Raw genomic sequence first — 26,937 nt, forward strand, 5'->3', positions numbered from 1 at the left:
AAAAAGGAAAGGAAAAAATGATGAGAACCCTCCGTATTTCTGCTTTGACTGCTTCCCTGTCTTTGATGTTGGCTGCCTGCGGCGGCGCAACAAGCGGCTTGTCAAATGCCGTGACCGAGCCGCTCAATCCGCATCCGAAAGGCGTGTTGTCCGTTGAATTGAACGAATCCGTCCCTGAAAACGGTACGTTGGAGCTGACGGCCAACGGTAAAACGCAAACCCTGCAAAAAGGCGGCAAACTCGATACCGGCTTTTTGAAAACCGATAAAGTGTCCTCTTACGACTACGCTCAAAAAATCAAGGTAAACGACCAAGTCATCACTTTGGAAACGGGTGACTTCCAAGTGTATAAACAAAATTATTCCACTGTTGCCGCGCGTTACGCCAAACAAAAAGCCGATGACGCAGGCAAGCTGCACAATCTCGATACATACACATTCACCGTCGGCGAAGTCCAAGGCGATGAAACTGTATATCGCAATTTGCCCAAACAAGGCAGCTATCAGTATTCGGGCATTGCGTTTAACGGCGACAACCGTAGCGGCCGTCTGAAATACACCGTCGATTTCGATAAAAAACAAGGTTACGGCAAAATCATCAGCATGGCTTCCCACAATAATGTCGACCTGTTTGCCGCAGGTATTGCCAATAACAATGGCAAAGCCGCTATCAGCGGTAAAACCAGTTTGAACGGTGTCGAAAACGGCCGTTACGATTTGAAACTCTTCGGCCCGCAGGCTGAAGAAATTGCCGGTAAGGCGCAAATCAAAGTTGGCGACTCCACCAAAGAAATTGGTTTGGCTGGTAAAAAAGAATAGGAAACAAGGCCGTCTGAAAGGTTCAGACGGCCTTTTCGTAACAAAAAAAGCAACGGCTCAAACCGTTGCTTTTTTCATGACAACCTAAATTACAGGCTGCCCAAGATAATGCGCAATACGCGGCGCAACGGCTCGGCCGCACCCCACAAGAGTTGGTCGCCAACGGTGAACGCGCTGATGTATTTGCCACCCATCTTCAGTTTGCGGATACGGCCGACAGGAACAGACAGCGTACCGGTAACTTTGGCAGGAGTCAGCTCGTGGATGCTGGCTTCTTTTTCGTTAGGGATGACTTTCACCCAATCGTTTGCACCTGCCAAGATGGCTTCGATTTCAGAAACAGGCAGGTCTTTTTTCAGCTTCAGGGTGAGGGCTTGGCTGTGGCAGCGCATAGAACCGATGCGTACGCACAAGCCGTCGATTACGGTCGGATTGTCGCTGCGGCCGAGGATTTTGTTGGTTTCCACGCCGCCCTTCCATTCTTCTTTGGACTGGCCATTACCCAAATCCACGTCAATCCAAGGAATCAGGCTGCCGGCGAGCGGTACGCCGAAGTTGGCTTTCGGATAGTCTTCGCTGCGCAGGAAATCGGACACTTTGCGGTCGATGTCGAGGATCGCGCTGGAAGGGTCGGCAAGCTCGTCTGCCACTTGGGCGTGAATCGCGCCCATGCCGCTGATGAGTTCGCGCATGTTTTTCGCACCCGCGCCGGAAGCGGCTTGGTAGGTCATGCTGGTTGCCCATTCGACCAAATCGTTTTGGAACAGGCCGCCCAAAGCCATCAGCATCAGGGAAACGGTGCAGTTGCCGCCGATGTAGTTTTTCACGCCGTTTTTGAGGCCGTTGTCGATGACGTTGCGGTTGACCGGGTCGAGGACGATAATCGCGTCGTCTTTCATGCGCAGGGAAGAAGCCGCGTCAACCCAGTATCCGTTCCAGCCGCTGTCGCGCAGGGGTTGGAACACGGATTTGGTGTAATCGCCGCCCTGACAGGTAACGATGATGTCCATTTTTGCCAATTTGGCAACATCGTTGGCATCCAACAATGTTTTGGCCGCCTGACCGAAATCAGGGGCAGCACCGCCGACGTTGGAAGTGGTAAAGAAAAACGCTTCGGGAATATGGGCGAAGTCGTTTTCTTCTTTCATACGCTGCATCAAAACAGAGCCGACCATACCGCGCCAGCCGACAAAACCTACTTTCATGTGTTACTCCTTACAAAGAAAATCCGGATAAGTTTATAGTGCATTAACAAAAATCGGAACGGCATCGCCTGCCGCTTTGTTCAGATTTTTGTTAACCCACTATAAAAAAGGGGAAAACAAACGTTTTAACGCCGTCTGCGGAAAATGTAAAGGTTTTTATCGAAAATTTTTAGAATGATAGGAAAATAGGTTAAGATGGCAATGAAATTGCATTTCATTAATGGTACAGAGGAAGATTAAATGAGCAAAATCAATTTGTCGGATTTGCCCCAAACAGAAATAGTAGATGTCCATATTGCTTCGCCGGGGCGAGGGTTGCGGCATATTTGTTGAATAATCTGTTTACTTTTTTGATATGGTTGCCATTCATTGTGATGGTAGTTTTCACTTTAGATGAAAGCAAAGAATTAGTTTCGGAGTCTTCTCTTTCTAATACCCCTGAATATTTTGCCATAACATTTTTTATTTCTTTGGCTGTTTATTTGGTTTTCGGTATCTTCCAACTGTATTACATGAGCCGGGACGGTCAGTCTTTAGGTAAAAAAATTATGGGCATCCGCGTGTTAAAAAGTGACGGGAATAATCCAGGTTTTGAAGGAACAGTTTTAATCCGCGAAGTTGTTTGGGCGCTTGCTGTTGGTGTTGTGGTAACTATTGTATCGTTGGCAATAAGTGACACGGGTGGAAACCTGATTTCTCTGCTTATAGCCTTCATCAACTTCATCATGCTCTTTTCCGTCAAACGCGACCGCCGCACGCTCTACGATATGCTGGCCGATACGGTTGTCGTCAAATTGCCGCCGCGCCGATAAATCGCTTTTTTTGATAAAAAATTGGAGATTCCTTTACAAATATGCTCTTACGTGCTATTATTTAAGTGACTATTTAAAAGGAGTTAATAAATATGCGGCAAGGTATTCTTAAATAAACTGTCAATTTGATAGCGGGAACAAATAATTAGATGTCCTTTTTTAGGAGGGCTTAGTTTTTTGTACCCAGTTTAAGAATACCTTTATCATGTGATTCTAAAGTATCCAGAGAATATCTGTATGCTTTGTATACCTATGGTTATGCATAAAAATCCCAGTGATAAAAGTATTTATCACTGGGATTTTTATGCCCTTTTGGGTTTTTGAATGGAGGAAAATCACATGAAAATTATTAATATTGGAGTTTTAGCTCATGTTGATGCAGGAAAAACTACCTTAACAGAAAGCTTATTATATAACAGTGGAGCGATTACAGAATTAGGAAGCGTGGACAAAGGTACAACGAGGACGGATAATACGCTTTTAGAACGTCAGAGAGGAATTACAATTCAGACAGGAATAACCTCTTTTCAGTGGGAAAATACGAAGGTGAACATCATAGACACGCCAGGACATATGGATTTCTTAGCAGAAGTATATCGTTCATTATCAGTTTTAGATGGGGCAATTCTACTGATTTCTGCAAAAGATGGCGTACAAGCACAAACTCGTATATTATTTCATGCACTTAGGAAAATGGGGATTCCCACAATCTTTTTTATCAATAAGATTGACCAAAATGGAATTGATTTATCAACGGTTTATCAGGATATTAAAGAGAAACTTTCTGCCGAAATTGTAATCAAACAGAAGGTAGAACTGCATCCTAATATGCGTGTAATGAACTTTACCGAATCTGAACAATGGGATATGGTAATAGAAGGAAATGATTACCTTTTGGAGAAATATACGTCTGGGAAATTATTGGAAGCATTAGAACTCGAACAAGAGGAAAGCATAAGATTTCATAATTGTTCCCTGTTCCCTGTTTATCACGGAAGTGCAAAAAACAATATAGGGATTGATAACCTTATAGAAGTGATTACGAATAAATTTTATTCATCAACACATCGAGGTCAGTCTGAACTTTGCGGAAAAGTTTTCAAAATTGAGTATTCGGAAAAAAGACAGCGTCTTGCATATATACGTCTTTATAGTGGCGTACTGCATTTGCGAGATTCGGTTAGAATATCGGAAAAGGAAAAAATAAAAATTACAGAAATGTATACTTCAATAAATGGTGAATTATGTAAAATCGATAAGGCTTATTCCGGGGAAATTGTTATTTTGCAGAATGAGTTTTTGAAGTTAAATAGTGTTCTTGGAGATACAAAGCTATTGCCACAGAGAGAGAGAATTGAAAATCCCCTCCCTCTGCTGCAAACGACTGTTGAACCGAGCAAACCTCAACAAAGGGAAATGTTACTTGATGCACTTTTAGAAATCTCCGACAGTGACCCGCTTCTGCGATATTATGTGGATTCTGCGACACATGAAATCATACTTTCTTTCTTAGGGAAAGTACAAATGGAAGTGATTAGTGCACTGTTGCAAGAAAAGTATCATGTGGAGATAGAACTAAAAGAGCCTACAGTCATTTATATGGAGAGACCGTTAAAAAATGCAGAATATACCATTCACATCGAAGTGCCGCCAAATCCTTTCTGGGCTTCCATTGGTTTATCTGTATCACCGCTTCCGTTGGGAAGTGGAATGCAGTATGAGAGCTCGGTTTCTCTTGGATACTTAAATCAATCATTTCAAAATGCAGTTATGGAAGGGATACGCTATGGTTGCGAACAAGGATTATATGGTTGGAATGTGACGGATTGTAAAATCTGTTTTAAGTATGGCTTATACTATAGCCCTGTTAGTACCCCAGCAGATTTTCGGATGCTTGCTCCTATTGTATTGGAACAAGTCTTAAAAAAAGCTGGAACAGAATTGTTAGAGCCATATCTTAGTTTTAAAATTTATGCGCCACAGGAATATCTTTCACGAGCATACAACGATGCTCCTAAATATTGTGCGAACATCGTAGACACTCAATTGAAAAATAATGAGGTCATTCTTAGTGGAGAAATCCCTGCTCGGTGTATTCAAGAATATCGTAGTGATTTAACTTTCTTTACAAATGGACGTAGTGTTTGTTTAACAGAGTTAAAAGGGTACCATGTTACTACCGGTGAACCTGTTTGCCAGCCCCGTCGTCCAAATAGTCGGATAGATAAAGTACGATATATGTTCAATAAAATAACTTAGTGTATTTTATGTTTATGTAAAATCAGCACTTTCCAACATAGGCCGTCTGAAAAATCGCTTTCAGACGGCCTTTCGACACGCTATTGATTCCATGAAAAAACATTTGTACCGCATCACGCTCGTCAGCATTGCCGCGGCCATTCTTGCCGCCTGTCCGAGCAAAAGCATTAAAAACCTCCCCGAAACCGACACCAGCGTTATCAAAGGCCCTGACCGCCCCACAGGTACGCCCGATCCCGTCGGTACGACAGTGAGCGGTGGAGGAGCAAACTACACCGTAGTTTCCTACAACGAATTGCCGCACTGGGACCTCCAACACTTTACCAAAAGCCTGCAGTCTTTCCGCTTAGGCTGTGAAAAACTTAAAAACCGCCAAGGCTGGCAGGACGTTTGTATCCAAGCCATGCAAACGCCGGTGCACCATTTCCAAGCCAAGCACTTTTTCGAGCGCTATTTCACCGCATGGCGCGTCGATAACGGCGGCAATCCTGCCGGCACCATTACCGGCTATTACGAACCGGTCCTGTACGGCGACGACAAATCCACAAGCCAATCCCGTTTCCCTATTTACGGCATTCCGAACGATTTCGTTTCCGTTCCGCTGGCTGCAAACTTGAGGGGCAGCAAAGCCACCGTCCGCATCCGCCAAACCGGCCCAAACAGCGGCGTCATCGACAACAGCGGCGCATACACGGCCGACTTGTCCAGATTCCCGATTACAGCACGCAGCACCGCGCTGAAAGGCCGTTTTGAAGGCAGCCGTTTTGTTCCTTACTACACCCGCAGCCAAATCAACGGCGGCGCGCTTAACGGCAAAGCGCCGATTTTGGGTTATGCAGATGATCCGGTCGAACTTTTCTTTATGCACATTCAAGGTTCAGGCCGTCTGAAAACACCGTCCGGCAAATACATCCGCGTCGGATTTGCCGATAAAAACGAACATCCGTATGTTTCCATCGGCCGCTATATGGCGGACAAAGGCTATCTGCCGCTGGGTCAGACCAGCATGCAGGGCATCAAGGCCTATATGAAGCAAAACCCCGGCCGCCTTGCCGAAGTTTTGGGACAAAATCCAAGCTACGTCTTCTTCCGCGAGCTGACCGGCAGCGGCGATTCCGGCCCAGTGGGCGCATTGGGTACGCCGTTGATGGGCGAATACGCCGGTGCCATTGACCGCCACTACATCACGCTTGGCGCACCATTATTTGTCGCCACTGCCCATCCGATCACCAAAAAAGCCCTCAACCGCTTAATTATGGCGCAAGATACCGGCAGCGCGATTAAAGGCGCAGTCCGTGTGGATTATTTCTGGGGCTATGGCGACGAAGCAGGCGAAGTGGCCGGTAAAATGAAAACCACCGGCTATGTATGGCAGCTCCTGCCCAACGGCATGAAACCGGAATACCGTCCATAAACAGCGGTTTAAAAAAGGCCGTCTGAAACCAAGATTCAGGTTTCAGACGGCCTGAGACCTTTGCAAAATTCCTCCCCCCCAACAACTGAAACCTAAACACAGGTTAAGACCTTTGCCTTTTTCCTTACCCAATTTCAATTCATTCTCAATCAAAGCTAAAATAAAAAAAGCCCTCCTATCACTAGGAGGGCTTTTATGCTTAGTTTATAAATTAACCAACAAATTCAACATGAACATCCGTCTCAACCAAGAGTTGAGCACCGTTTGTGCTTGTTGATGTGTAAATGTCATAAGTTTCTCCGTTTACAATGGTTGTGGTTGAAGTTTTATTCCAGTTACCAACATCTTTGATTGTAACAGTATCACCACCCTCACCGCTAATCATTAATTGATGTGTCGCTGAAGATTTATCATAAGATCTCAACCCAGGGTTCATATCTAATACATCTTTAGCTTCCAACACTAATTTAGTTGCGACACCGTTTGTTAAATCAATGTGGTCGATATTAGCAATACGAGACATACCTACAGCAGTCTTCATAAAGCCCGTACCTACATTGTCGATTTTAGTTAAATCAACTTCGGTTACATCACTGTCAAAGGCTAGCGTATTATGGCCATTACCGCCATCAATGCGAGCAAGGCGACCTTTACCTTCATTGATTGGTGAACCATCAGCATTAGCGGTTTGGAATCCTTCGCTTAAATAATGCAAGTTATTAGCATTTAATACAATGCGGTCATCACCTGAACCAGCGTAGATGATATCCGCGCCACCTTCACCATAGATGGTGTCATTATCTTGACTTCCGGCAATAAAGTTACTGTGTGCGTTACCTCTTACCTCTCCAGAACCTTGAACTGTTGGTTCAGCACCTAAGCTTGAACCACCGTAGAACAATTTACCAGAAGTGTTATAAGAGTTTACGTAAATATCAGCCAAACCATCACCGTTTACATCAACCATACCTACAGAAGATGAACCATCCGCTTGATTGTTAGGCACAATAATACCTTTTTTGCCTAAAGTTGATGGATCCACTGTATCAGAACCAGCTTTACCGTAAACGATATACGAATCAGTTTTGTACTTAGGATACTGACCACGTGCAGATACGCCGTTACCAGTATTACCATAAGTGGTAATTAACACATCAGCTAAACCATCGCCATTCACATCGCCCACACCTACTGCATTACTATAGTCTGCAGTTTGGAGTGAACCTTTAGTTGTGCTGATAGCAAAGCCACCATTTGCCCCAGAAACAGATCCATTGCCTTTACTAGTTGAGAATGAAACTGTACTTGCGTTTTTACCACCGAATAATACGTAAGAATTACCGTATTTTCCGTCAACAACAACTACATCAGCATAACCATCACCATTCACATCACCAGCTGCATTTGCAGAAGTTACACCATGGTTAAAACTGATTTTATTTGAATTGTTTAGTCCAGTCGCACTACCGAAGTAAATACCATTAGTAGTCACAACATCATTGTAGCCATCACCATTGAAGTCACCCACGCCAGCAGCGTATTGTTGTGCTCCCCAAGCGACATTCCCTCCACTATTATAACCAAATGACAAGCTTCCACTCTTATTAGTATAGCTACCATTGGTGCTACCGTAGTAAACATTAGATGAAGTTGCCCCCATCACGATCATATCTACGATACCATCGCCGTTCACATCACCTGCAGCGGCTGCAATACCGTTACCAATATTGGTTTTAGAAGTCAAACCATTTGGACCACCAGTATAGAGATGAGCTGGACCACCAGTTTCGCCGTTACCAAACAATACATCATTGTAGCCGTCACCGTTGACATCACCCACACCAGCTTGGTGCCATACAGCACTACCGATATAATTGTTGCCAGCCAACGTCAAGTTTTTACCACCTAGGATCGCATCAGCTTTATTACCAATCCAAGATCCCATACCGATATCGTCATAACCATCACCATTGATATCACCAACAGTTGTTGCACTCCAATATTCACCTTTTGCCGCTACGCTAGTTGGAGGTGTTGTTACCCCTTCCACATCGATCACAATAGAAGATTGTGCATCTTCTTTCGATGTAATTTCAGTGCTAGATGCATAAATCTTGTGTTCACGGTTAGTTAACCAATCCGGCGTATAACTCCAGTTACCTGAAGAATCCGCGGTTGTTGATCCTAATTTCACAAACGCACCATCTAAGTTGATCTCATAGAGATGGACTGTGCTAGATGGAAGCGTTGTTGTACCTTTAATAGTTGGCGTATTGTCATCAGTTTTTGTATTGGTTCCACCTGTACCTGTTTGGCTGCCGTAATCATCAGCATAGTTAACGATAGTTACTTTAGCTTCAGTCACTGCCGGTACGGTGATACCGTCAAGTACATCAACGCGTGCTTGCAATTTAGCCGGTGTATTACCTTCCGCATCTTTTGCATCTGCTGGTAGAGCTTTCACCGCTTCATCTGCCGCAGCTTTGGTTTCTGCCGCTTTAGCATTTAAGGCTTTGAGTTCATCCGCTTCTTGTTGGCTGATAACACCATCTTTGTTTGCTTTCGCCAACGCGTCTTCCGCGGCTGTTTCTGCCGCTTCCGCTGCTTTCACTTTTTCAAGTGCGCCTGCATCGCTGCTTCATCGCTGTCTTTAATGCCTTGTTGTTCGCTCGTCACTGCCGCTGTCGCTTAGCATTTAGGCTTTGAGTTCATCGCTTTTGTTGCTGATAACATCTTTGTTTGTTTCGCACGGTCTTCCGGCTGTTTCTGCGCTTCGCTGCTTTCACTTTTTCAGTGCGCTGCAATCGCTGCTTCATCGCTGTCTTTAATGCCGTTGTTGTTCGCATCGGTCACTGCCGGTACGGTGATACCGTCAAGTACATCAACGCGTGCTTGCAATTTAGCCGGTGTATTACCTTCCGCATCTTTTGCATCTGCTGGTAGAGCTTTCACCGCTTCATCTGCCGCAGCTTTGGTTTCTGCCGCTTTAGCATTTAAGGCTTTGAGTTCATCCGCTTCTTGTTGGCTGATAACACCATCTTTGTTTGCTTTCGCCAACGCGTCTTCCGCGGCTGTTTCTGCCGCTTCCGCTGCTTTCACTTTTTCAAGTGCGCCTGCAATCGCTGCTTCATCGCTGTCTTTAATGCCGTTGTTGTTCGCATCGGTCACTGCCGGTACGGTGATACCGTCAAGTACATCAACGCGTGCTTGCAATTTAGCCGGTGTATTACCTTCCGCATCTTTTGCATCTGCTGGTAGAGCTTTCACCGCTTCATCTGCCGCAGCTTTGGTTTCTGCCGCTTTAGCATTTAAGGCTTTGAGTTCATCCGCTTCTTGTTGGCTGATAACACCATCTTTGTTTGCTTTCGCCAACGCGTCTTCCGCGGCTGTTTCTGCCGCTTCCGCTGCTTTCACTTTTTCAAGTGCGCCTGCAATCGCTGCTTCATCGCTGTCTTTAATGCCGTTGTTGTTCGCATCGGTCACTGCCGGTACGGTGATACCGTCAAGTACATCAACGCGTGCTTGCAATTTAGCCGGTGTATTACCTTCCGCATCTTTTGCATCTGCTGGTAGAGCTTTCACCGCTTCATCTGCCGCAGCTTTGGTTTCTGCCGCTTTAGCATTTAAGGCTTTGAGTTCATCCGCTTCTTGTTGGCTGATAACACCATCTTTGTTTGCTTTCGCCAACGCGTCTTCCGCGGCTGTTTCTGCCGCTTCCGCTGCTTTCACTTTTTCAAGTGCGCCTGCAATCGCTGCTTCATCGCTGTCTTTAATGCCGTTGTTGTTCGCATCGGTCACTGCCGGTACGGTGATACCGTCAAGTACATCAACGCGTGCTTGCAATTTAGCCGGTGTATTACCTTCCGCATCTTTTGCATCTGCTGGTAGAGCTTTCACCGCTTCATCTGCCGCAGCTTTGGTTTCTGCCGCTTTAGCATTTAAGGCTTTGAGTTCATCCGCTTCTTGTTGGCTGATAACACCATCTTTGTTTGCTTTCGCCAACGCGTCTTCCGCGGCTGTTTCTGCCGCTTCCGCTGCTTTCACTTTTTCAAGTGCGCCTGCAATCGCTGCTTCATCGCTGTCTTTAATGCCGTTGTTGTTCGCATCGGTCACTGCCGGTACGGTGATACCGTCAAGTACATCAACGCGTGCTTGCAATTTAGCCGGTGTATTACCTTCCGCATCTTTTGCATCTGCTGGTAGAGCTTTCACCGCTTCATCTGCCGCAGCTTTGGTTTCTGCCGCTTTAGCATTTAAGGCTTTGAGTTCATCCGCTTCTTGTTGGCTGATAACACCATCTTTGTTTGCTTTCGCCAACGCGTCTTCCGCGGCTGTTTCTGCCGCTTCCGCTGCTTTCACTTTTTCAAGTGCGCCTGCAATCGCTGCTTCATCGCTGTCTTTAATGCCGTTGTTGTTCGCATCGGTCACTGCCGGTACGGTGATACCGTCAAGTACATCAACGCGTGCTTGCAATTTAGCCGGTGTATTACCTTCCGCATCTTTTGCATCTGCTGGTAGAGCTTTCACCGCTTCATCTGCCGCAGCTTTGGTTTCTGCCGCTTTAGCATTTAAGGCTTTGAGTTCATCCGCTTCTTGTTGGCTGATAACACCATCTTTGTTTGCTTTCGCCAACGCGTCTTCCGCGGCTGTTTCTGCCGCTTCCGCTGCTTTCACTTTTTCAAGTGCGCCTGCAATCGCTGCTTCATCGCTGTCTTTAATGCCGTTGTTGTTCGCATCGGTCACTGCCGGTACGGTGATACCGTCAAGTACATCAACGCGTGCTTGCAATTTAGCCGGTGTATTACCTTCCGCATCTTTTGCATCTGCTGGTAGAGCTTTCACCGCTTCATCTGCCGCAGCTTTGGTTTCTGCCGCTTTAGCATTTAAGGCTTTGAGTTCATCCGCTTCTTGTTGGCTGATAACACCATCTTTGTTTGCTTTCGCCAACGCGTCTTCCGCGGCTGTTTCTGCCGCTTCCGCTGCTTTCACTTTTTCAAGTGCGCCTGCAATCGCTGCTTCATCGCTGTCTTTAATGCCGTTGTTGTTCGCATCGGTCACTGCCGGTACGGTGATACCGTCAAGTACATCAACGCGTGCTTGCAATTTAGCCGGTGTATTACCTTCCGCATCTTTTGCATCTGCTGGTAGAGCTTTCACCGCTTCATCTGCCGCAGCTTTGGTTTCTGCCGCTTTAGCATTTAAGGCTTTGAGTTCATCCGCTTCTTGTTGGCTGATAACACCATCTTTGTTTGCTTTCGCCAACGCGTCTTCCGCGGCTGTTTCTGCCGCTTCCGCTGCTTTCACTTTTTCAAGTGCGCCTGCAATCGCTGCTTCATCGCTGTCTTTAATGCCGTTGTTGTTCGCATCGGTCACTGCCGGTACGGTGATACCGTCAAGTACATCAACGCGTGCTTGCAATTTAGCCGGTGTATTACCTTCCGCATCTTTTGCATCTGCTGGTAGAGCTTTCACCGCTTCATCTGCCGCAGCTTTGGTTTCTGCCGCTTTAGCATTTAAGGCTTTGAGTTCATCCGCTTCTTGTTGGCTGATAACACCATCTTTGTTTGCTTTCGCCAACGCGTCTTCCGCGGCTGTTTCTGCCGCTTCCGCTGCTTTCACTTTTTCAAGTGCGCCTGCAATCGCTGCTTCATCGCTGTCTTTAATGCCGTTGTTGTTCGCATCGGTCACTGCCGGTACGGTGATACCGTCAAGTACATCAACGCGTGCTTGCAATTTAGCCGGTGTATTACCTTCCGCATCTTTTGCATCTGCTGGTAGAGCTTTCACCGCTTCATCTGCCGCAGCTTTGGTTTCTGCCGCTTTAGCATTTAAGGCTTTGAGTTCATCCGCTTCTTGTTGGCTGATAACACCATCTTTGTTTGCTTTCGCCAACGCGTCTTCCGCGGCTGTTTCTGCCGCTTCCGCTGCTTTCACTTTTTCAAGTGCGCCTGCAATCGCTGCTTCATCGCTGTCTTTAATGCCGTTGTTGTTCGCATCGGTCACTGCCGGTACGGTGATACCGTCAAGTACATCAACGCGTGCTTGCAATTTAGCCGGTGTATTACCTTCCGCATCTTTTGCATCTGCTGGTAGAGCTTTCACCGCTTCATCTGCCGCAGCTTTGGTTTCTGCCGCTTTAGCATTTAAGGCTTTGAGTTCATCCGCTTCTTGTTGGCTGATAACACCATCTTTGTTTGCTTTCGCCAACGCGTCTTCCGCGGCTGTTTCTGCCGCTTCCGCTGCTTTCACTTTTTCAAGTGCGCCTGCAATCGCTGCTTCATCGCTGTCTTTAATGCCGTTGTTGTTCGCATCGGTCACTGCCGGTACGGTGATACCGTCAAGTACATCAACGCGTGCTTGCAATTTAGCCGGTGTATTACCTTCCGCATCTTTTGCATCTGCTGGTAGAGCTTTCACCGCTTCATCTGCCGCAGCTTTGGTTTCTGCCGCTTTAGCATTTAAGGCTTTGAGTTCATCCGCTTCTTGTTGGCTGATAACACCATCTTTGTTTGCTTTCGCCAACGCGTCTTCCGCGGCTGTTTCTGCCGCTTCCGCTGCTTTCACTTTTTCAAGTGCGCCTGCAATCGCTGCTTCATCGCTGTCTTTAATGCCGTTGTTGTTCGCATCGGTCACTGCCGGTACGGTGATACCGTCAAGTACATCAACGCGTGCTTGCAATTTAGCCGGTGTATTACCTTCCGCATCTTTTGCATCTGCTGGTAGAGCTTTCACCGCTTCATCTGCCGCAGCTTTGGTTTCTGCCGCTTTAGCATTTAAGGCTTTGAGTTCATCCGCTTCTTGTTGGCTGATAACACCATCTTTGTTTGCTTTCGCCAACGCGTCTTCCGCGGCTGTTTCTGCCGCTTCCGCTGCTTTCACTTTTTCAAGTGCGCCTGCAATCGCTGCTTCATCGCTGTCTTTAATGCCGTTGTTGTTCGCATCGGTCACTGCCGGTACGGTGATACCGTCAAGTACATCAACGCGTGCTTGCAATTTAGCCGGTGTATTACCTTCCGCATCTTTTGCATCTGCTGGTAGAGCTTTCACCGCTTCATCTGCCGCAGCTTTGGTTTCTGCCGCTTTAGCATTTAAGGCTTTGAGTTCATCCGCTTCTTGTTGGCTGATAACACCATCTTTGTTTGCTTTCGCCAACGCGTCTTCCGCGGCTGTTTCTGCCGCTTCCGCTGCTTTCACTTTTTCAAGTGCGCCTGCAATCGCTGCTTCATCGCTGTCTTTAATGCCGTTGTTGTTCGCATCGGTCACTGCCGGTACGGTGATACCGTCAAGTACATCAACGCGTGCTTGCAATTTAGCCGGTGTATTACCTTCCGCATCTTTTGCATCTGCTGGTAGAGCTTTCACCGCTTCATCTGCCGCAGCTTTGGTTTCTGCCGCTTTAGCATTTAAGGCTTTGAGTTCATCCGCTTCTTGTTGGCTGATAACACCATCTTTGTTTGCTTTCGCCAACGCGTCTTCCGCGGCTGTTTCTGCCGCTTCCGCTGCTTTCACTTTTTCAAGTGCGCCTGCAATCGCTGCTTCATCGCTGTCTTTAATGCCGTTGTTGTTCGCATCGGTCACTGCCGGTACGGTGATACCGTCAAGTACATCAACGCGTGCTTGCAATTTAGCCGGTGTATTACCTTCCGCATCTTTTGCATCTGCTGGTAGAGCTTTCACCGCTTCATCTGCCGCAGCTTTGGTTTCTGCCGCTTTAGCATTTAAGGCTTTGAGTTCATCCGCTTCTTGTTGGCTGATAACACCATCTTTGTTTGCTTTCGCCAACGCGTCTTCCGCGGCTGTTTCTGCCGCTTCCGCTGCTTTCACTTTTTCAAGTGCGCCTGCAATCGCTGCTTCATCGCTGTCTTTAATGCCGTTGTTGTTCGCATCGGTCACTGCCGGTACGGTGATACCGTCAAGTACATCAACGCGTGCTTGCAATTTAGCCGGTGTATTACCTTCCGCATCTTTTGCATCTGCTGGTAGAGCTTTCACCGCTTCATCTGCCGCAGCTTTGGTTTCTGCCGCTTTAGCATTTAAGGCTTTGAGTTCATCCGCTTCTTGTTGGCTGATAACACCATCTTTGTTTGCTTTCGCCAACGCGTCTTCCGCGGCTGTTTCTGCCGCTTCCGCTGCTTTCACTTTTTCAAGTGCGCCTGCAATCGCTGCTTCATCGCTGTCTTTAATGCCGTTGTTGTTCGCATCGGTCACTGCCGGTACGGTGATACCGTCAAGTACATCAACGCGTGCTTGCAATTTAGCCGGTGTATTACCTTCCGCATCTTTTGCATCTGCTGGTAGAGCTTTCACCGCTTCATCTGCCGCAGCTTTGGTTTCTGCCGCTTTAGCATTTAAGGCTTTGAGTTCATCCGCTTCTTGTTGGCTGATAACACCATCTTTGTTTGCTTTCGCCAACGCGTCTTCCGCGGCTGTTTCTGCCGCTTCCGCTGCTTTCACTTTTTCAAGTGCGCCTGCAATCGCTGCTTCATCGCTGTCTTTAATGCCGTTGTTGTTCGCATCGGTCACTGCCGGTACGGTGATACCGTCAAGTACATCAACGCGTGCTTGCAATTTAGCCGGTGTATTACCTTCCGCATCTTTTGCATCTGCTGGTAGAGCTTTCACCGCTTCATCTGCCGCAGCTTTGGTTTCTGCCGCTTTAGCATTTAAGGCTTTGAGTTCATCCGCTTCTTGTTGGCTGATAACACCATCTTTGTTTGCTTTCGCCAACGCGTCTTCCGCGGCTGTTTCTGCCGCTTCCGCTGCTTTCACTTTTTCAAGTGCGCCTGCAATCGCTGCTTCATCGCTGTCTTTAATGCCGTTGTTGTTCGCATCGGTCACTGCCGGTACGGTGATACCGTCAAGTACATCAACGCGTGCTTGCAATTTAGCCGGTGTATTACCTTCCGCATCTTTTGCATCTGCTGGTAGAGCTTTCACCGCTTCATCTGCCGCAGCTTTGGTTTCTGCCGCTTTAGCATTTAAGGCTTTGAGTTCATCCGCTTCTTGTTGGCTGATAACACCATCTTTGTTTGCTTTCGCCAACGCGTCTTCCGCGGCTGTTTCTGCCGCTTCCGCTGCTTTCACTTTTTCAAGTGCGCCTGCAATCGCTGCTTCATCGCTGTCTTTAATGCCGTTGTTGTTCGCATCGGTCACTGCCGGTACGGTGATACCGTCAAGTACATCAACGCGTGCTTGCAATTTAGCCGGTGTATTACCTTCCGCATCTTTTGCATCTGCTGGTAGAGCTTTCACCGCTTCATCTGCCGCAGCTTTGGTTTCTGCCGCTTTAGCATTTAAGGCTTTGAGTTCATCCGCTTCTTGTTGGCTGATAACACCATCTTTGTTTGCTTTCGCCAACGCGTCTTCCGCGGCTGTTTCTGCCGCTTCCGCTGCTTTCACTTTTTCAAGTGCGCCTGCAATCGCTGCTTCATCGCTGTCTTTAATGCCGTTGTTGTTCGCATCGGTCACTGCCGGTACGGTGATACCGTCAAGTACATCAACGCGTGCTTGCAATTTAGCCGGTGTATTACCTTCCGCATCTTTTGCATCTGCTGGTAGAGCTTTCACCGCTTCATCTGCCGCAGCTTTGGTTTCTGCCGCTTTAGCATTTAAGGCTTTGAGTTCATCCGCTTCTTGTTGGCTGATAACACCATCTTTGTTTGCTTTCGCCAACGCGTCTTCCGCGGCTGTTTCTGCCGCTTCCGCTGCTTTCACTTTTTCAAGTGCGCCTGCAATCGCTGCTTCATCGCTGTCTTTAATGCCGTTGTTGTTCGCATCGGTCACTGCCGGTACGGTGATACCGTCAAGTACATCAACGCGTGCTTGCAATTTAGCCGGTGTATTACCTTCCGCATCTTTTGCATCTGCTGGTAGAGCTTTCACCGCTTCATCTGCCGCAGCTTTGGTTTCTGCCGCTTTAGCATTTAAGGCTTTGAGTTCATCCGCTTCTTGTTGGCTGATAACACCATCTTTGTTTGCTTTCGCCAACGCGTCTTCCGCGGCTGTTTCTGCCGCTTCCGCTGCTTTCACTTTTTCAAGTGCGCCTGCAATCGCTGCTTCATCGCTGTCTTTAATGCCGTTGTTGTTCGCATCGGTCACTGCCGGTACGGTGATACCGTCAAGTACATCAACGCGTGCTTGCAATTTAGCCGGTGTATTACCTTCCGCATCTTTTGCATCTGCTGGTAGAGCTTTCACCGCTTCATCTGCCGCAGCTTTGGTTTCTGCCGCTTTAGCATTTAAGGCTTTGAGTTCATCCGCTTCTTGTTGGCTGATAACACCATCTTTGTTTGCTTTCGCCAACGCGTCTTCCGCGGCTGTTTCTGCCGCTTCCGCTGCTTTCACTTTTTCAAGTGCGCCTGCAATCGCTGCTTCATCGCTGTCTTTAATGCCGTTGTTGTTCGCATCGGTCACTGCCGGTACGGTGATACCGTCAAGTACATCAACGCGTGCTTGCAATTTAGCCGGTGTATTACCTTCCGCATCTTTTGCATCTGCTGGTAGAGCTTTCACCGCTTCATCTGCCGCAGCTTTGGTTTCTGCCGCTTTAGCATTTAAGGCTTTGAGTTCATCCGCTTCTTGTTGGCTGATAACACCATCTTTGTTTGCTTTCGCCAACGCGTCTTCCGCGGCTGTTTCTGCCGCTTCCGCTGCTTTCACTTTTTCAAGTGCGCCTGCAATCGCTGCTTCATCGCTGTCTTTAATGCCGTTGTTGTTCGCATCGGTCACTGCCGGTACGGTGATACCGTCAAGTACATCAACGCGTGCTTGCAATTTAGCCGGTGTATTACCTTCCGCATCTTTTGCATCTGCTGGTAGAGCTTTCACCGCTTCATCTGCCGCAGCTTTGGTTTCTGCCGCTTTAGCATTTAAGGCTTTGAGTTCATCCGCTTCTTGTTGGCTGATAACACCATCTTTGTTTGCTTTCGCCAACGCGTCTTCCGCGGCTGTTTCTGCCGCTTCCGCTGCTTTCACTTTTTCAAGTGCGCCTGCAATCGCTGCTTCATCGCTGTCTTTAATGCCGTTGTTGTTCGCATCGGTCACTGCCGGTACGGTGATACCGTCAAGTACATCAACGCGTGCTTGCAATTTAGCCGGTGTATTACCTTCCGCATCTTTTGCATCTGCTGGTAGAGCTTTCACCGCTTCATCTGCCGCAGCTTTGGTTTCTGCCGCTTTAGCATTTAAGGCTTTGAGTTCATCCGCTTCTTGTTGGCTGATAACACCATCTTTGTTTGCTTTCGCCAACGCGTCTTCCGCGGCTGTTTCTGCCGCTTCCGCTGCTTTCACTTTTTCAAGTGCGCCTGCAATCGCTGCTTCATCGCTGTCTTTAATGCCGTTGTTGTTCGCATCGGTCACTGCCGGTACGGTGATACCGTCAAGTACATCAACGCGTGCTTGCAATTTAGCCGGTGTATTACCTTCCGCATCTTTTGCATCTGCTGGTAGAGCTTTCACCGCTTCATCTGCCGCAGCTTTGGTTTCTGCCGCTTTAGCATTTAAGGCTTTGAGTTCATCCGCTTCTTGTTGGCTGATAACACCATCTTTGTTTGCTTTCGCCAACGCGTCTTCCGCGGCTGTTTCTGCCGCTTCCGCTGCTTTCACTTTTTCAAGTGCGCCTGCAATCGCTGCTTCATCGCTGTCTTTAATGCCGTTGTTGTTCGCATCGGTCACTGCCGGTACGGTGATACCGTCAAGTACATCAACGCGTGCTTGCAATTTAGCCGGTGTATTACCTTCCGCATCTTTTGCATCTGCTGGTAGAGCTTTCACCGCTTCATCTGCCGCAGCTTTGGTTTCTGCCGCTTTAGCATTTAAGGCTTTGAGTTCATCCGCTTCTTGTTGGCTGATAACACCATCTTTGTTTGCTTTCGCCAACGCGTCTTCCGCGGCTGTTTCTGCCGCTTCCGCTGCTTTCACTTTTTCAAGTGCGCCTGCAATCGCTGCTTCATCGCTGTCTTTAATGCCGTTGTTGTTCGCATCGGTCACTGCCGGTACGGTGATACCGTCAAGTACATCAACGCGTGCTTGCAATTTAGCCGGTGTATTACCTTCCGCATCTTTTGCATCTGCTGGTAGAGCTTTCACCGCTTCATCTGCCGCAGCTTTGGTTTCTGCCGCTTTAGCATTTAAGGCTTTGAGTTCATCCGCTTCTTGTTGGCTGATAACACCATCTTTGTTTGCTTTCGCCAACGCGTCTTCCGCGGCTGTTTCTGCCGCTTCCGCTGCTTTCACTTTTTCAAGTGCGCCTGCAATCGCTGCTTCATCGCTGTCTTTAATGCCGTTGTTGTTCGCATCGGTCACTGCCGGTACGGTGATACCGTCAAGTACATCAACGCGTGCTTGCAATTTAGCCGGTGTATTACCTTCCGCATCTTTTGCATCTGCTGGTAGAGCTTTCACCGCTTCATCTGCCGCAGCTTTGGTTTCTGCCGCTTTAGCATTTAAGGCTTTGAGTTCATCCGCTTCTTGTTGGCTGATAACACCATCTTTGTTTGCTTTCGCCAACGCGTCTTCCGCGGCTGTTTCTGCCGCTTCCGCTGCTTTCACTTTTTCAAGTGCGCCTGCAATCGCTGCTTCATCGCTGTCTTTAATGCCGTTGTTGTTCGCATCGGTCACTGCCGGTACGGTGATACCGTCAAGTACATCAACGCGTGCTTGCAATTTAGCCGGTGTATTACCTTCCGCATCTTTTGCATCTGCTGGTAGAGCTTTCACCGCTTCATCTGCCGCAGCTTTGGTTTCTGCCGCTTTAGCATTTAAGGCTTTGAGTTCATCCGCTTCTTGTTGGCTGATAACACCATCTTTGTTTGCTTTCGCCAACGCGTCTTCCGCGGCTGTTTCTGCCGCTTCCGCTGCTTTCACTTTTTCAAGTGCGCCTGCAATCGCTGCTTCATCGCTGTCTTTAATGCCGTTGTTGTTCGCATCGGTCACTGCCGGTACGGTGATACCGTCAAGTACATCAACGCGTGCTTGCAATTTAGCCGGTGTATTACCTTCCGCATCTTTTGCATCTGCTGGTAGAGCTTTCACCGCTTCATCTGCCGCAGCTTTGGTTTCTGCCGCTTTAGCATTTAAGGCTTTGAGTTCATCCGCTTCTTGTTGGCTGATAACACCATCTTTGTTTGCTTTCGCCAACGCGTCTTCCGCGGCTGTTTCTGCCGCTTCCGCTGCTTTCACTTTTTCAAGTGCGCCTGCAATCGCTGCTTCATCGCTGTCTTTAATGCCGTTGTTGTTCGCATCGGTCACTGCCGGTACGGTGATACCGTCAAGTACATCAACGCGTGCTTGCAATTTAGCCGGTGTATTACCTTCCGCATCTTTTGCATCTGCTGGTAGAGCTTTCACCGCTTCATCTGCCGCAGCTTTGGTTTCTGCCGCTTTAGCATTTAAGGCTTTGAGTTCATCCGCTTCTTGTTGGCTGATAACACCATCTTTGTTTGCTTTCGCCAACGCGTCTTCCGCGGCTGTTTCTGCCGCTTCCGCTGCTTTCACTTTTTCAAGTGCGCCTGCAATCGCTGCTTCATCGCTGTCTTTAATGCCGTTGTTGTTCGCATCGGTCACTGCCGGTACGGTGATACCGTCAAGTACATCAACGCGTGCTTGCAATTTAGCCGGTGTATTACCTTCCGCATCTTTTGCATCTGCTGGTAGAGCTTTCACCGCTTCATCTGCCGCAGCTTTGGTTTCTGCCGCTTTAGCATTTAAGGCTTTGAGTTCATCCGCTTCTTGTTGGCTGATAACACCATCTTTGTTTGCTTTCGCCAACGCGTCTTCCGCGGCTGTTTCTGCCGCTTCCGCTGCTTTCACTTTTTCAAGTGCGCCTGCAATCGCTGCTTCATCGCTGTCTTTAATGCCGTTGTTGTTCGCATCGGTCACTGCCGGTACGGTGATACCGTCAAGTACATCAACGCGTGCTTGCAATTTAGCCGGTGTATTACCTTCCGCATCTTTTGCATCTGCTGGTAGAGCTTTCACCGCTTCATCTGCCGCAGCTTTGGTTTCTGCCGCTTTAGCATTTAAGGCTTTGAGTTCATCCGCTTCTTGTTGGCTGATAACACCATCTTTGTTTGCTTTCGCCAACGCGTCTTCCGCGGCTGTTTCTGCCGCTTCCGCTGCTTTCACTTTTTCAAGTGCGCCTGCAATCGCTGCTTCATCGCTGTCTTTAATGCCGTTGTTGTTCGCATCGGTCACTGCCGGTACGGTGATACCGTCAAGTACATCAACGCGTGCTTGCAATTTAGCCGGTGTATTACCTTCCGCATCTTTTGCATCTGCTGGTAGAGCTTTCACCGCTTCATCTGCCGCAGCTTTGGTTTCTGCCGCTTTAGCATTTAAGGCTTTGAGTTCATCCGCTTCTTGTTGGCTGATAACACCATCTTTGTTTGCTTTCGCCAACGCGTCTTCCGCGGCTGTTTCTGCCGCTTCCGCTGCTTTCACTTTTTCAAGTGCGCCTGCAATCGCTGCTTCATCGCTGTCTTTAATGCCGTTGTTGTTCGCATCGGTCACTGCCGGTACGGTGATACCGTCAAGTACATCAACGCGTGCTTGCAATTTAGCCGGTGTATTACCTTCCGCATCTTTTGCATCTGCTGGTAGAGCTTTCACCGCTTCATCTGCCGCAGCTTTGGTTTCTGCCGCTTTAGCATTTAAGGCTTTGAGTTCATCCGCTTCTTGTTGGCTGATAACACCATCTTTGTTTGCTTTCGCCAACGCGTCTTCCGCGGCTGTTTCTGCCGCTTCCGCTGCTTTCACTTTTTCAAGTGCGCCTGCAATCGCTGCTTCATCGCTGTCTTTAATGCCGTTGTTGTTCGCATCGGTCACTGCCGGTACGGTGATACCGTCAAGTACATCAACGCGTGCTTGCAATTTAGCCGGTGTATTACCTTCCGCATCTTTTGCATCTGCTGGTAGAGCTTTCACCGCTTCATCTGCCGCAGCTTTGGTTTCTGCCGCTTTAGCATTTAAGGCTTTGAGTTCATCCGCTTCTTGTTGGCTGATAACACCATCTTTGTTTGCTTTCGCCAACGCGTCTTCCGCGGCTGTTTCTGCCGCTTCCGCTGCTTTCACTTTAGCCAATGCATCATTCAATGCTGAGTTACCAACTGGTGCAGATGAGCTACCACTGCTACCACTTGCAGCAGCAATAATGCCACCTACTGCGGCCACTCCGGCTGCAGCCCACAGCCAATTAGGATTAAATGCCCAAAATGGTGTTGCTACACTGTTACCACCCAATGCCTGAGGGGCAAATACTTGTTCTGCCAACAAGGTAACCGCATCACTTTCAACGCCGCTTTGCGGTACATAGGCATAGTATTGTCCGTTTTCTGCCTTACCCAAAAGCAATTCGGTATTGTTGTTTTCGTAATAGCCTTCCAGTACCAAATCGGATTCTTGATTAATGTCGGTGCTTTCAAACGCAATGTGAAGGTCGTTACCAATACGTTTGGTATCGATAGTTTCAGGAGCGTACTGGGTATTGTCGTCAACCAATTCGTAGTTCACATTCGGTTGCGCTTTGATAATGACTTTTTTATTCGTTGTGTTCAGTTTGACGGTCTCAACGGTTTCGTTGCCACTATTGATTTTTACGCTGATATTCTTTGACATGGATTTTCCCTTTTAAATTTGTTTAGTTGGCCGCACAGGCTGTTTCGTTAATGCGTGAAATTGTGTGGGCTTGATGCTTAAGTTTCTTTAATGCTTCTTGTGCTGTTGCTGCATCAACCTCTTTGATTTGAGGCACTGAAACGTTTGTTGCATCAATTTGATAATAGTGCACTGATTGTTCTGTTAGGCTTCCGTTGAGTCTTGTTGCAGGCTTGGCTGCTACGTAATGCGCTTCGAAAGTTGTAGGTTTGGCGCAAATTTCTGTTTTTGCAAAACCGCCTACTTGGAGAGACGATAGGTATTCGCCATTAACTTTAATATTGACTGCGATTGGGTTTGCACCCGCATCGGCACGATAGAAGACCAAACCGGCTTGATTTACTTGCGGTTTAATTTGAGATGAGTGGTTGTCAAAGTTTGACCATCTGTTGTTACTTAATGTACAGGCAGACAGCACGGATACAGCTAAGGCTGCTGCAACCGTCAGTTTTAAAAGTTGCATCATTTACATTCCTCGCAATATTACAATATGAATTAAAAGTGTTTTACTATAACCATCAAAACTATACAGACGACCCTACCTTTATGCAAGTATATTATTTAAATGTATTTGAATAATCTTCCCCTATCTGCAAATCCTAGACCTTTGCAAAATTCCTTTCCCCCAGACAGCCGAAACCCAAACACAGATTTTCGGCTGTTTCCGCCCCCCCAATACCTCCTGATTTTACCCAAATATCCCCTTAATCTCCCTTGGATACCTGATTAATCAGGCATCTGGCCGCCTTTTAGGCGCCAACAGGCGCACTTAGCCTGTTGGCGGCTTTCAAAAGGTTCAAACACATCGCCTTCAGGTGGCTTTGTGCACTCACTTTAATCAGCCCGAAATAGGCTGCCCGCGCATAGCGGAATTTACGGTGCAGCGTACCGAAACTTTATTCGACCACATAACGGGTCTTCGATAAATATCGGTGGCGTTTGGTTTGCGCTTCCGACAACGGATGTTTGCGGTGGGCTTTGCGCATAATACCGTCCAGCAGCCGATGCTCTTTCAGATGTTGCCGGTTTCCCTTACTGTCATAGCCTTTATCGGCATAGACGGTCGTACCTTTGGGTAACCCTTCCAACAAAGGCAATAGGTGTTTGCATTCATGGGCATTGGCGGGGGTAATGTGCAGTTTCCCGATATAGCCTTCCTCATCGGTGCGGGTATGTTGTTTGTAACCGAGTCTGTATAAACCGTTTTTCTTTGTCCAGCGGGCATCGCTGTCTTTACTCGGTGTGGTTTGTCCGCTGACTTGTCCTTCTTCATCGACTTCTATGGCCTGACGCTGTTTGCTGCCGGCGGTCTGAATAATGGTGGCGTCAATGACGGCGGCGGATGCTTTCTCTATTTTTAGGTTTTTTTCGGTCAGTTGGCGGTTAATCAGTTCCAGCAATTCGGACAGGGTGTCGTCTTGCGCCAGCCAGTTGCGGTAGCGGCATAAGGTGCTGTAATCGGGGATGCTCAGTTCGTCAAAACGGCAAAACAGGTTGAAATCGATGCGGGTGATGAGGCTGTGTTCGAGTTCGGGATCGGAGAGGCTGTGCCATTGGCCGAGCAGGACGGCTTTGAATATGGACAACAGGGGATAGGCGGGACGGCCGCGGTGGTCTCGAAGGTAACGGGTTTTTTGACGATTCAGGTATTGTTCGATTGGTTGCCAATCAATCACTTGATCCAACTTCAATAGTGGGAAGCGGTCGATGTGTTTGGCAATCATGGCTTGGGCAGTTTGCTGAAAGAAGGTACTCATGAAAAATCCCCTAAATGTCTTGGTGGGAATTTAGGGGATTTTGCAAAGGTCTCAAACCTTACAATTCACTATTAAAATGTGCTCCGATGTTCTGTCTCCGCCTGTATGCGGCTTGGGCGACGGCGAGGCTGCATTCGAGCAGGTTGCGGTTTTCGTATTCAGACGCGGTGTATGGCTCGGCTTGGTTTTGCTTCCAAAGCTGCAGTTGGGCGATGGCGCGGCGCAGGCCGGTATCGTTGCGTAGGATACCCAGATGACGTTGGTTGAACGTTTGCAGGACGGGGCGGCTGAATGTGTTTTGGAGGCCGTCTGAAAAGATGTCTGTTTCGGCAGAGGGGCTTTCAGACGGCCTTTGGAATGGTTTGGTTTGGAACGCTTGACCATCCGCGATGGTTTGGGCGGCAAGTCTGGCGGTAACGACGCATTCGAGCAGGGAGTTGCTGGCGAGGCGGTTGGCTCCGTGCAATCCTGTGCAGGCGGTCTCGCCCAAGGCGTAGAGCTGCGGCAGGGAGGTTCTGCCGCTGGGGTCAGTTTGGATGCCGCCGCAGGTGTAGTGTTGCACGGGGCGGACGGGGATGGCTTGGCGCGTGATGTCCAAACCGCATTGGGACAGGCAGTGCCGATGGATAGACGGGAAATGCCGGCGGACGAACGTTGCGGGTTGATGGCTGATATCGAGTGAGACGAAGTCTTGCGTTTGCTTGGCGATTTCGGCGGCGATGGAGCGGGCAACGATGTCGCGCGGTGCGAGTTCGGCGCGGCGGTCGTAATGCGGCATAAACCGTTCGCCCGATTGGTTGGTCAGGATGCCGCCTTCGCCGCGCACGGCTTCGGAAATCAGGAAGGTGCGGCCGTTTTCAGACGGCCTTGCCAAGCCTGTGGGGTGGAATTGGATAAATTCGAGGTTTTCGACTGCGCAGCCTGCGCGTATCGCCATAGCGATGGCGTCGCCCGTGCATTCGGGCGGCGTGGTAGTGGCGGCGTAAATCTGTCCCAAGCCGCCGCCTGCGAGTATGGTATGGCTGGCGCGGATGCTGTAGGTTGCTTGCGTTCGGCGGTCGAGGACGGTCAGTCCGCACGCTGCGCCTGATTCGGTTTGGATGTCCAATGCCATCTGCTGTTCGCAAACGCGGATGTTCGGGCGGCGGCGTATTTGGGCAATCAGGCTCTGCATGACGGCTTCGCCCGTGTAGTCGGCGACGTGGGCGATTCGGCGGCAGGTATGCCCGCCTTCGCGCGTCAGGTGCAGGTCGTTATGACTCCGGTCGAACGCCACGCCTTGTGCCAGCAGCCATTCGATTGCCGGTTTGCCTTGCGACAGGATGGCGTGGACGGCGACTTCGTCGCACAAACCCGCGCCCACTTCCAAAGTATCGGCAACGTGTTTTTCGATGTCGTCCTCTCTCGACCACGCCGCCGCAATCCCGCCTTGCGCATGACGGCTGGCGGTGTCGTCCAGCCGGTTTTTGCACAAAATGACGATGCGGAACGATTCAGGCAGCGACAGGGCGAGCGTCAGTGCCGCCAGCCCGTTTCCGGCAATCAATACGTCGCAATCGGTTTGCATGGTGTTGTCCTTGTTTGAAAGGTCGTCTGAAACGGTATAGTGGATTAAATTTAAACCAGTACGGCGTTGCCTCGCCTTAGCTCAAAGAGAACGATTCTCTAAGGTGCTCAAGCACCAAGTGAATCGATTCCGTACTATTTGTACTGTCTGCGACTTCGTCGCCTTGTCCTGATTTTTGTTAATCCACTATAAATGCGGACGGCAAATCAGGCGGGGCCCATGCCGTTGAACACATCTTTTTTCTTCAGTCCTGCCGCGAAGTCGAGCATACGCTGCAAAGGCAGTTTGGCGGCTTCGCCCAGCTTTCTGTCCAACAGAATTTCGTTGTGTCCGCTTGTCAGGGCGTATTTGATGCCGCCCAGCGAATTCATCGCCATCCACGGGCAGAACGCGCAGCTTTTGCAGCTTCCGCCGTTGCCCGCAGTCGGTGCGGCGATAAATTCTTTGTCGGGTGCCTGCTTTTGCATTTCGTGCAGGATGCCCAAATCGGTCGCCACGATGAATTTTTTTTCAGGACGCGATACGGCGGCCTTGAGCAGTTTGCTGGTCGAGCCGACCACGTCGCCCAGTTCGATGACGCTTTGCGGCGATTCAGGATGAACCAGCACCACCGCGTCGGGATGCTCCACCTTCAACGCCGCCAGTTCCTGCCCTTTGAATTCGTTATGGACGATGCACGAACCCTGCCACAACAGCATATCCGCGCCCGTTTCGCGGCGGATGTAGTCGCCGAGGTGGCGGTCGGGCCCCCAAATCAGCTTCTCGCCGCGCGATTTCAAATACGACACGATTTCCAACGCCACCGAAGACGTTACCACCCAGTCAGCACGCGCTTTCACGGCGGCGGAAGTGTTGGCGTACACCACCACTGTGCGGTCGGGATGTTGGTCGCAAAACGCCGAAAACGCCTCTTCCGGGCAACCCAAATCCAAAGAACATTCTGCTTCCAAATCAGGCATCAGCACTGTTTTTTCAGGGCAGAGGATTTTCGCGCTCTCGCCCATAAATCGCACACCCGCCACCACCAATGTATCGGCTTCGTGTTCCGCGCCGAAACGTGCCATTTCCAGCGAATCTCCCACGCATCCGCCTGTTTCCAAAGCCAAATCCTGAATCAGCGGATCAACATAATAATGCGCCACCAAGACCGCGTTTTTCTCCTTCAGCAAAGCCTTGATTTCGTCTTTCAGACGACCTGCCGTCTCGCGGTCGGGCGTGTCGGCAACCTTCGCCCACGCCTGACGGATTTGGCAGGCAGAAGTCGGCGTTTGGATGAGGGGCATATCGTAATCGAACGAGCGGCGGGCGGCGGTTTGCATGAGACTTCCTTATGGCTGGTTTTTCAGACGGCATAAAGATTTGCCGTTTATATTTTGAAATATTTTTATATTATGCTCAACTTGAGTATAATATGCAAGGTCGTCCGAAAACCGCTTTGGTTTACAATAAGGTTT

At 48.8% G+C, this 26,937-nt stretch carries 11 protein-coding genes and 1 pseudogene; 5 read left to right on the forward strand and 7 right to left on the reverse strand.

The window, feature by feature from the left end; all coding sequences use genetic code 11:
* The first annotated feature begins 17 nt into the window (after positions 1–17).
* On the forward strand, positions 18–818 hold the full coding sequence (locus KCG54_RS11375) for a factor H-binding protein (protein WP_254324221.1): 801 nt from the start codon (positions 18–20) through the stop codon (positions 816–818).
* 89 nt (positions 819–907) lie between these two features.
* Here KCG54_RS11375 and asd read toward each other — a convergent pair whose 3' ends face one another.
* Positions 908–2,023 carry an aspartate-semialdehyde dehydrogenase gene (gene asd, locus KCG54_RS11380; RefSeq protein ID WP_254324222.1) on the reverse strand — a complete coding sequence of 372 codons (1,116 nt, stop codon included), beginning with the start codon at positions 2,021–2,023 and terminating at the stop codon, positions 908–910.
* 329 nt (positions 2,024–2,352) lie between these two features.
* Here asd and KCG54_RS11385 point away from each other — a divergent pair, with 329 nt between their 5' ends.
* The 4 genes from KCG54_RS11385 to mltA all read left to right on the forward strand — a co-directional run bounded on the left by KCG54_RS11385 (position 2,353) and on the right by mltA (position 6,508).
* Positions 2,353–2,835 carry an RDD family protein gene (locus tag KCG54_RS11385; RefSeq protein WP_254324223.1) on the forward strand — a complete coding sequence of 161 codons (483 nt, stop codon included), beginning with the start codon at positions 2,353–2,355 and terminating at the stop codon, positions 2,833–2,835.
* A 237-nt stretch (positions 2,836–3,072) separates the two neighbouring features.
* Positions 3,073–3,159, forward strand: a complete 87-nt coding sequence (locus tag KCG54_RS11390; RefSeq protein WP_011058339.1) for a tetracycline resistance determinant leader peptide — start codon at positions 3,073–3,075, stop codon at positions 3,157–3,159.
* A 15-nt stretch (positions 3,160–3,174) separates the two neighbouring features.
* A complete protein-coding gene (gene tet(M), locus KCG54_RS11395) occupies positions 3,175–5,094 on the forward strand; it encodes a tetracycline resistance ribosomal protection protein Tet(M) (RefSeq protein WP_063856397.1) in 1,920 nt (639 codons plus the stop codon).
* Positions 5,095–5,185: 91 nt separating this feature from the next.
* Positions 5,186–6,508 (forward strand): murein transglycosylase A, encoded by a 1,323-nt coding sequence (gene mltA / locus KCG54_RS11400; protein ID WP_107792297.1) that lies wholly within the window; start codon positions 5,186–5,188, stop codon positions 6,506–6,508.
* Between the two features lie 211 nt (positions 6,509–6,719).
* On the opposite strand, the gene KCG54_RS11405 is transcribed toward mltA, so the two are convergent.
* The 6 genes and pseudogenes from KCG54_RS11405 to nadA form a co-directional block, all read right to left on the reverse strand.
* A complete protein-coding gene (locus KCG54_RS11405) occupies positions 6,720–9,119 on the reverse strand; it encodes an FG-GAP-like repeat-containing protein (RefSeq protein ID WP_432761008.1) in 2,400 nt (799 codons plus the stop codon).
* Between the two features lie 179 nt (positions 9,120–9,298).
* Positions 9,299–22,120 (reverse strand): GA-like domain-containing protein, encoded by a 12,822-nt coding sequence (locus KCG54_RS11410; protein ID WP_254324225.1) that lies wholly within the window; start codon positions 22,118–22,120, stop codon positions 9,299–9,301.
* A 22-nt stretch (positions 22,121–22,142) separates the two neighbouring features.
* Positions 22,143–22,625 carry a hypothetical protein gene (locus KCG54_RS11415; RefSeq protein ID WP_254324226.1) on the reverse strand — a complete coding sequence of 161 codons (483 nt, stop codon included), beginning with the start codon at positions 22,623–22,625 and terminating at the stop codon, positions 22,143–22,145.
* Between the two features lie 283 nt (positions 22,626–22,908).
* Positions 22,909–23,916 (reverse strand): annotated as a pseudogene (locus KCG54_RS11420) (IS5 family transposase).
* Positions 23,917–23,974: 58 nt separating this feature from the next.
* Positions 23,975–25,483 carry an L-aspartate oxidase gene (nadB, locus tag KCG54_RS11425; RefSeq protein ID WP_254324227.1) on the reverse strand — a complete coding sequence of 503 codons (1,509 nt, stop codon included), beginning with the start codon at positions 25,481–25,483 and terminating at the stop codon, positions 23,975–23,977.
* 206 nt (positions 25,484–25,689) lie between these two features.
* The gene (gene nadA / locus KCG54_RS11430) at positions 25,690–26,802 is read right to left on the reverse strand and encodes a quinolinate synthase NadA (protein WP_254324228.1); all 1,113 of its coding nucleotides are present in this window, start codon (positions 26,800–26,802) and stop codon (positions 25,690–25,692) included.
* Between the last annotated feature and the right edge of the window lie 135 nt (positions 26,803–26,937).

Source organism: Neisseria subflava (assembly GCF_024205705.1).
Taxonomy (GTDB): Bacteria; Pseudomonadota; Gammaproteobacteria; order Burkholderiales; family Neisseriaceae; genus Neisseria; species Neisseria subflava_D.

What these genes read in the sequence shown, in the direction of transcription:
- KCG54_RS11375 (WP_254324221.1), top strand. Translation starts at nt 18, where the DNA reads ATGATGAGAACCCTCCGTATTTCTGCTTTGACTGCTTCCCTGTCTTTG.
- asd (WP_254324222.1), bottom strand. Translation starts at nt 2,023, where the DNA reads ATGAAAGTAGGTTTTGTCGGCTGGCGCGGTATGGTCGGCTCTGTTTTG.
- KCG54_RS11390 (WP_011058339.1), top strand. Translation starts at nt 3,073, where the DNA reads ATGCTTTGTATACCTATGGTTATGCATAAAAATCCCAGTGATAAAAGT.
- mltA (WP_107792297.1), top strand. Translation starts at nt 5,186, where the DNA reads ATGAAAAAACATTTGTACCGCATCACGCTCGTCAGCATTGCCGCGGCC.
- KCG54_RS11410 (WP_254324225.1), bottom strand. Translation starts at nt 22,120, where the DNA reads ATGTCAAAGAATATCAGCGTAAAAATCAATAGTGGCAACGAAACCGTT.
- KCG54_RS11415 (WP_254324226.1), bottom strand. Translation starts at nt 22,625, where the DNA reads ATGATGCAACTTTTAAAACTGACGGTTGCAGCAGCCTTAGCTGTATCC.
- nadB (WP_254324227.1), bottom strand. Translation starts at nt 25,483, where the DNA reads ATGCAAACCGATTGCGACGTATTGATTGCCGGAAACGGGCTGGCGGCA.
- nadA (WP_254324228.1), bottom strand. Translation starts at nt 26,802, where the DNA reads ATGCAAACCGCCGCCCGCCGCTCGTTCGATTACGATATGCCCCTCATC.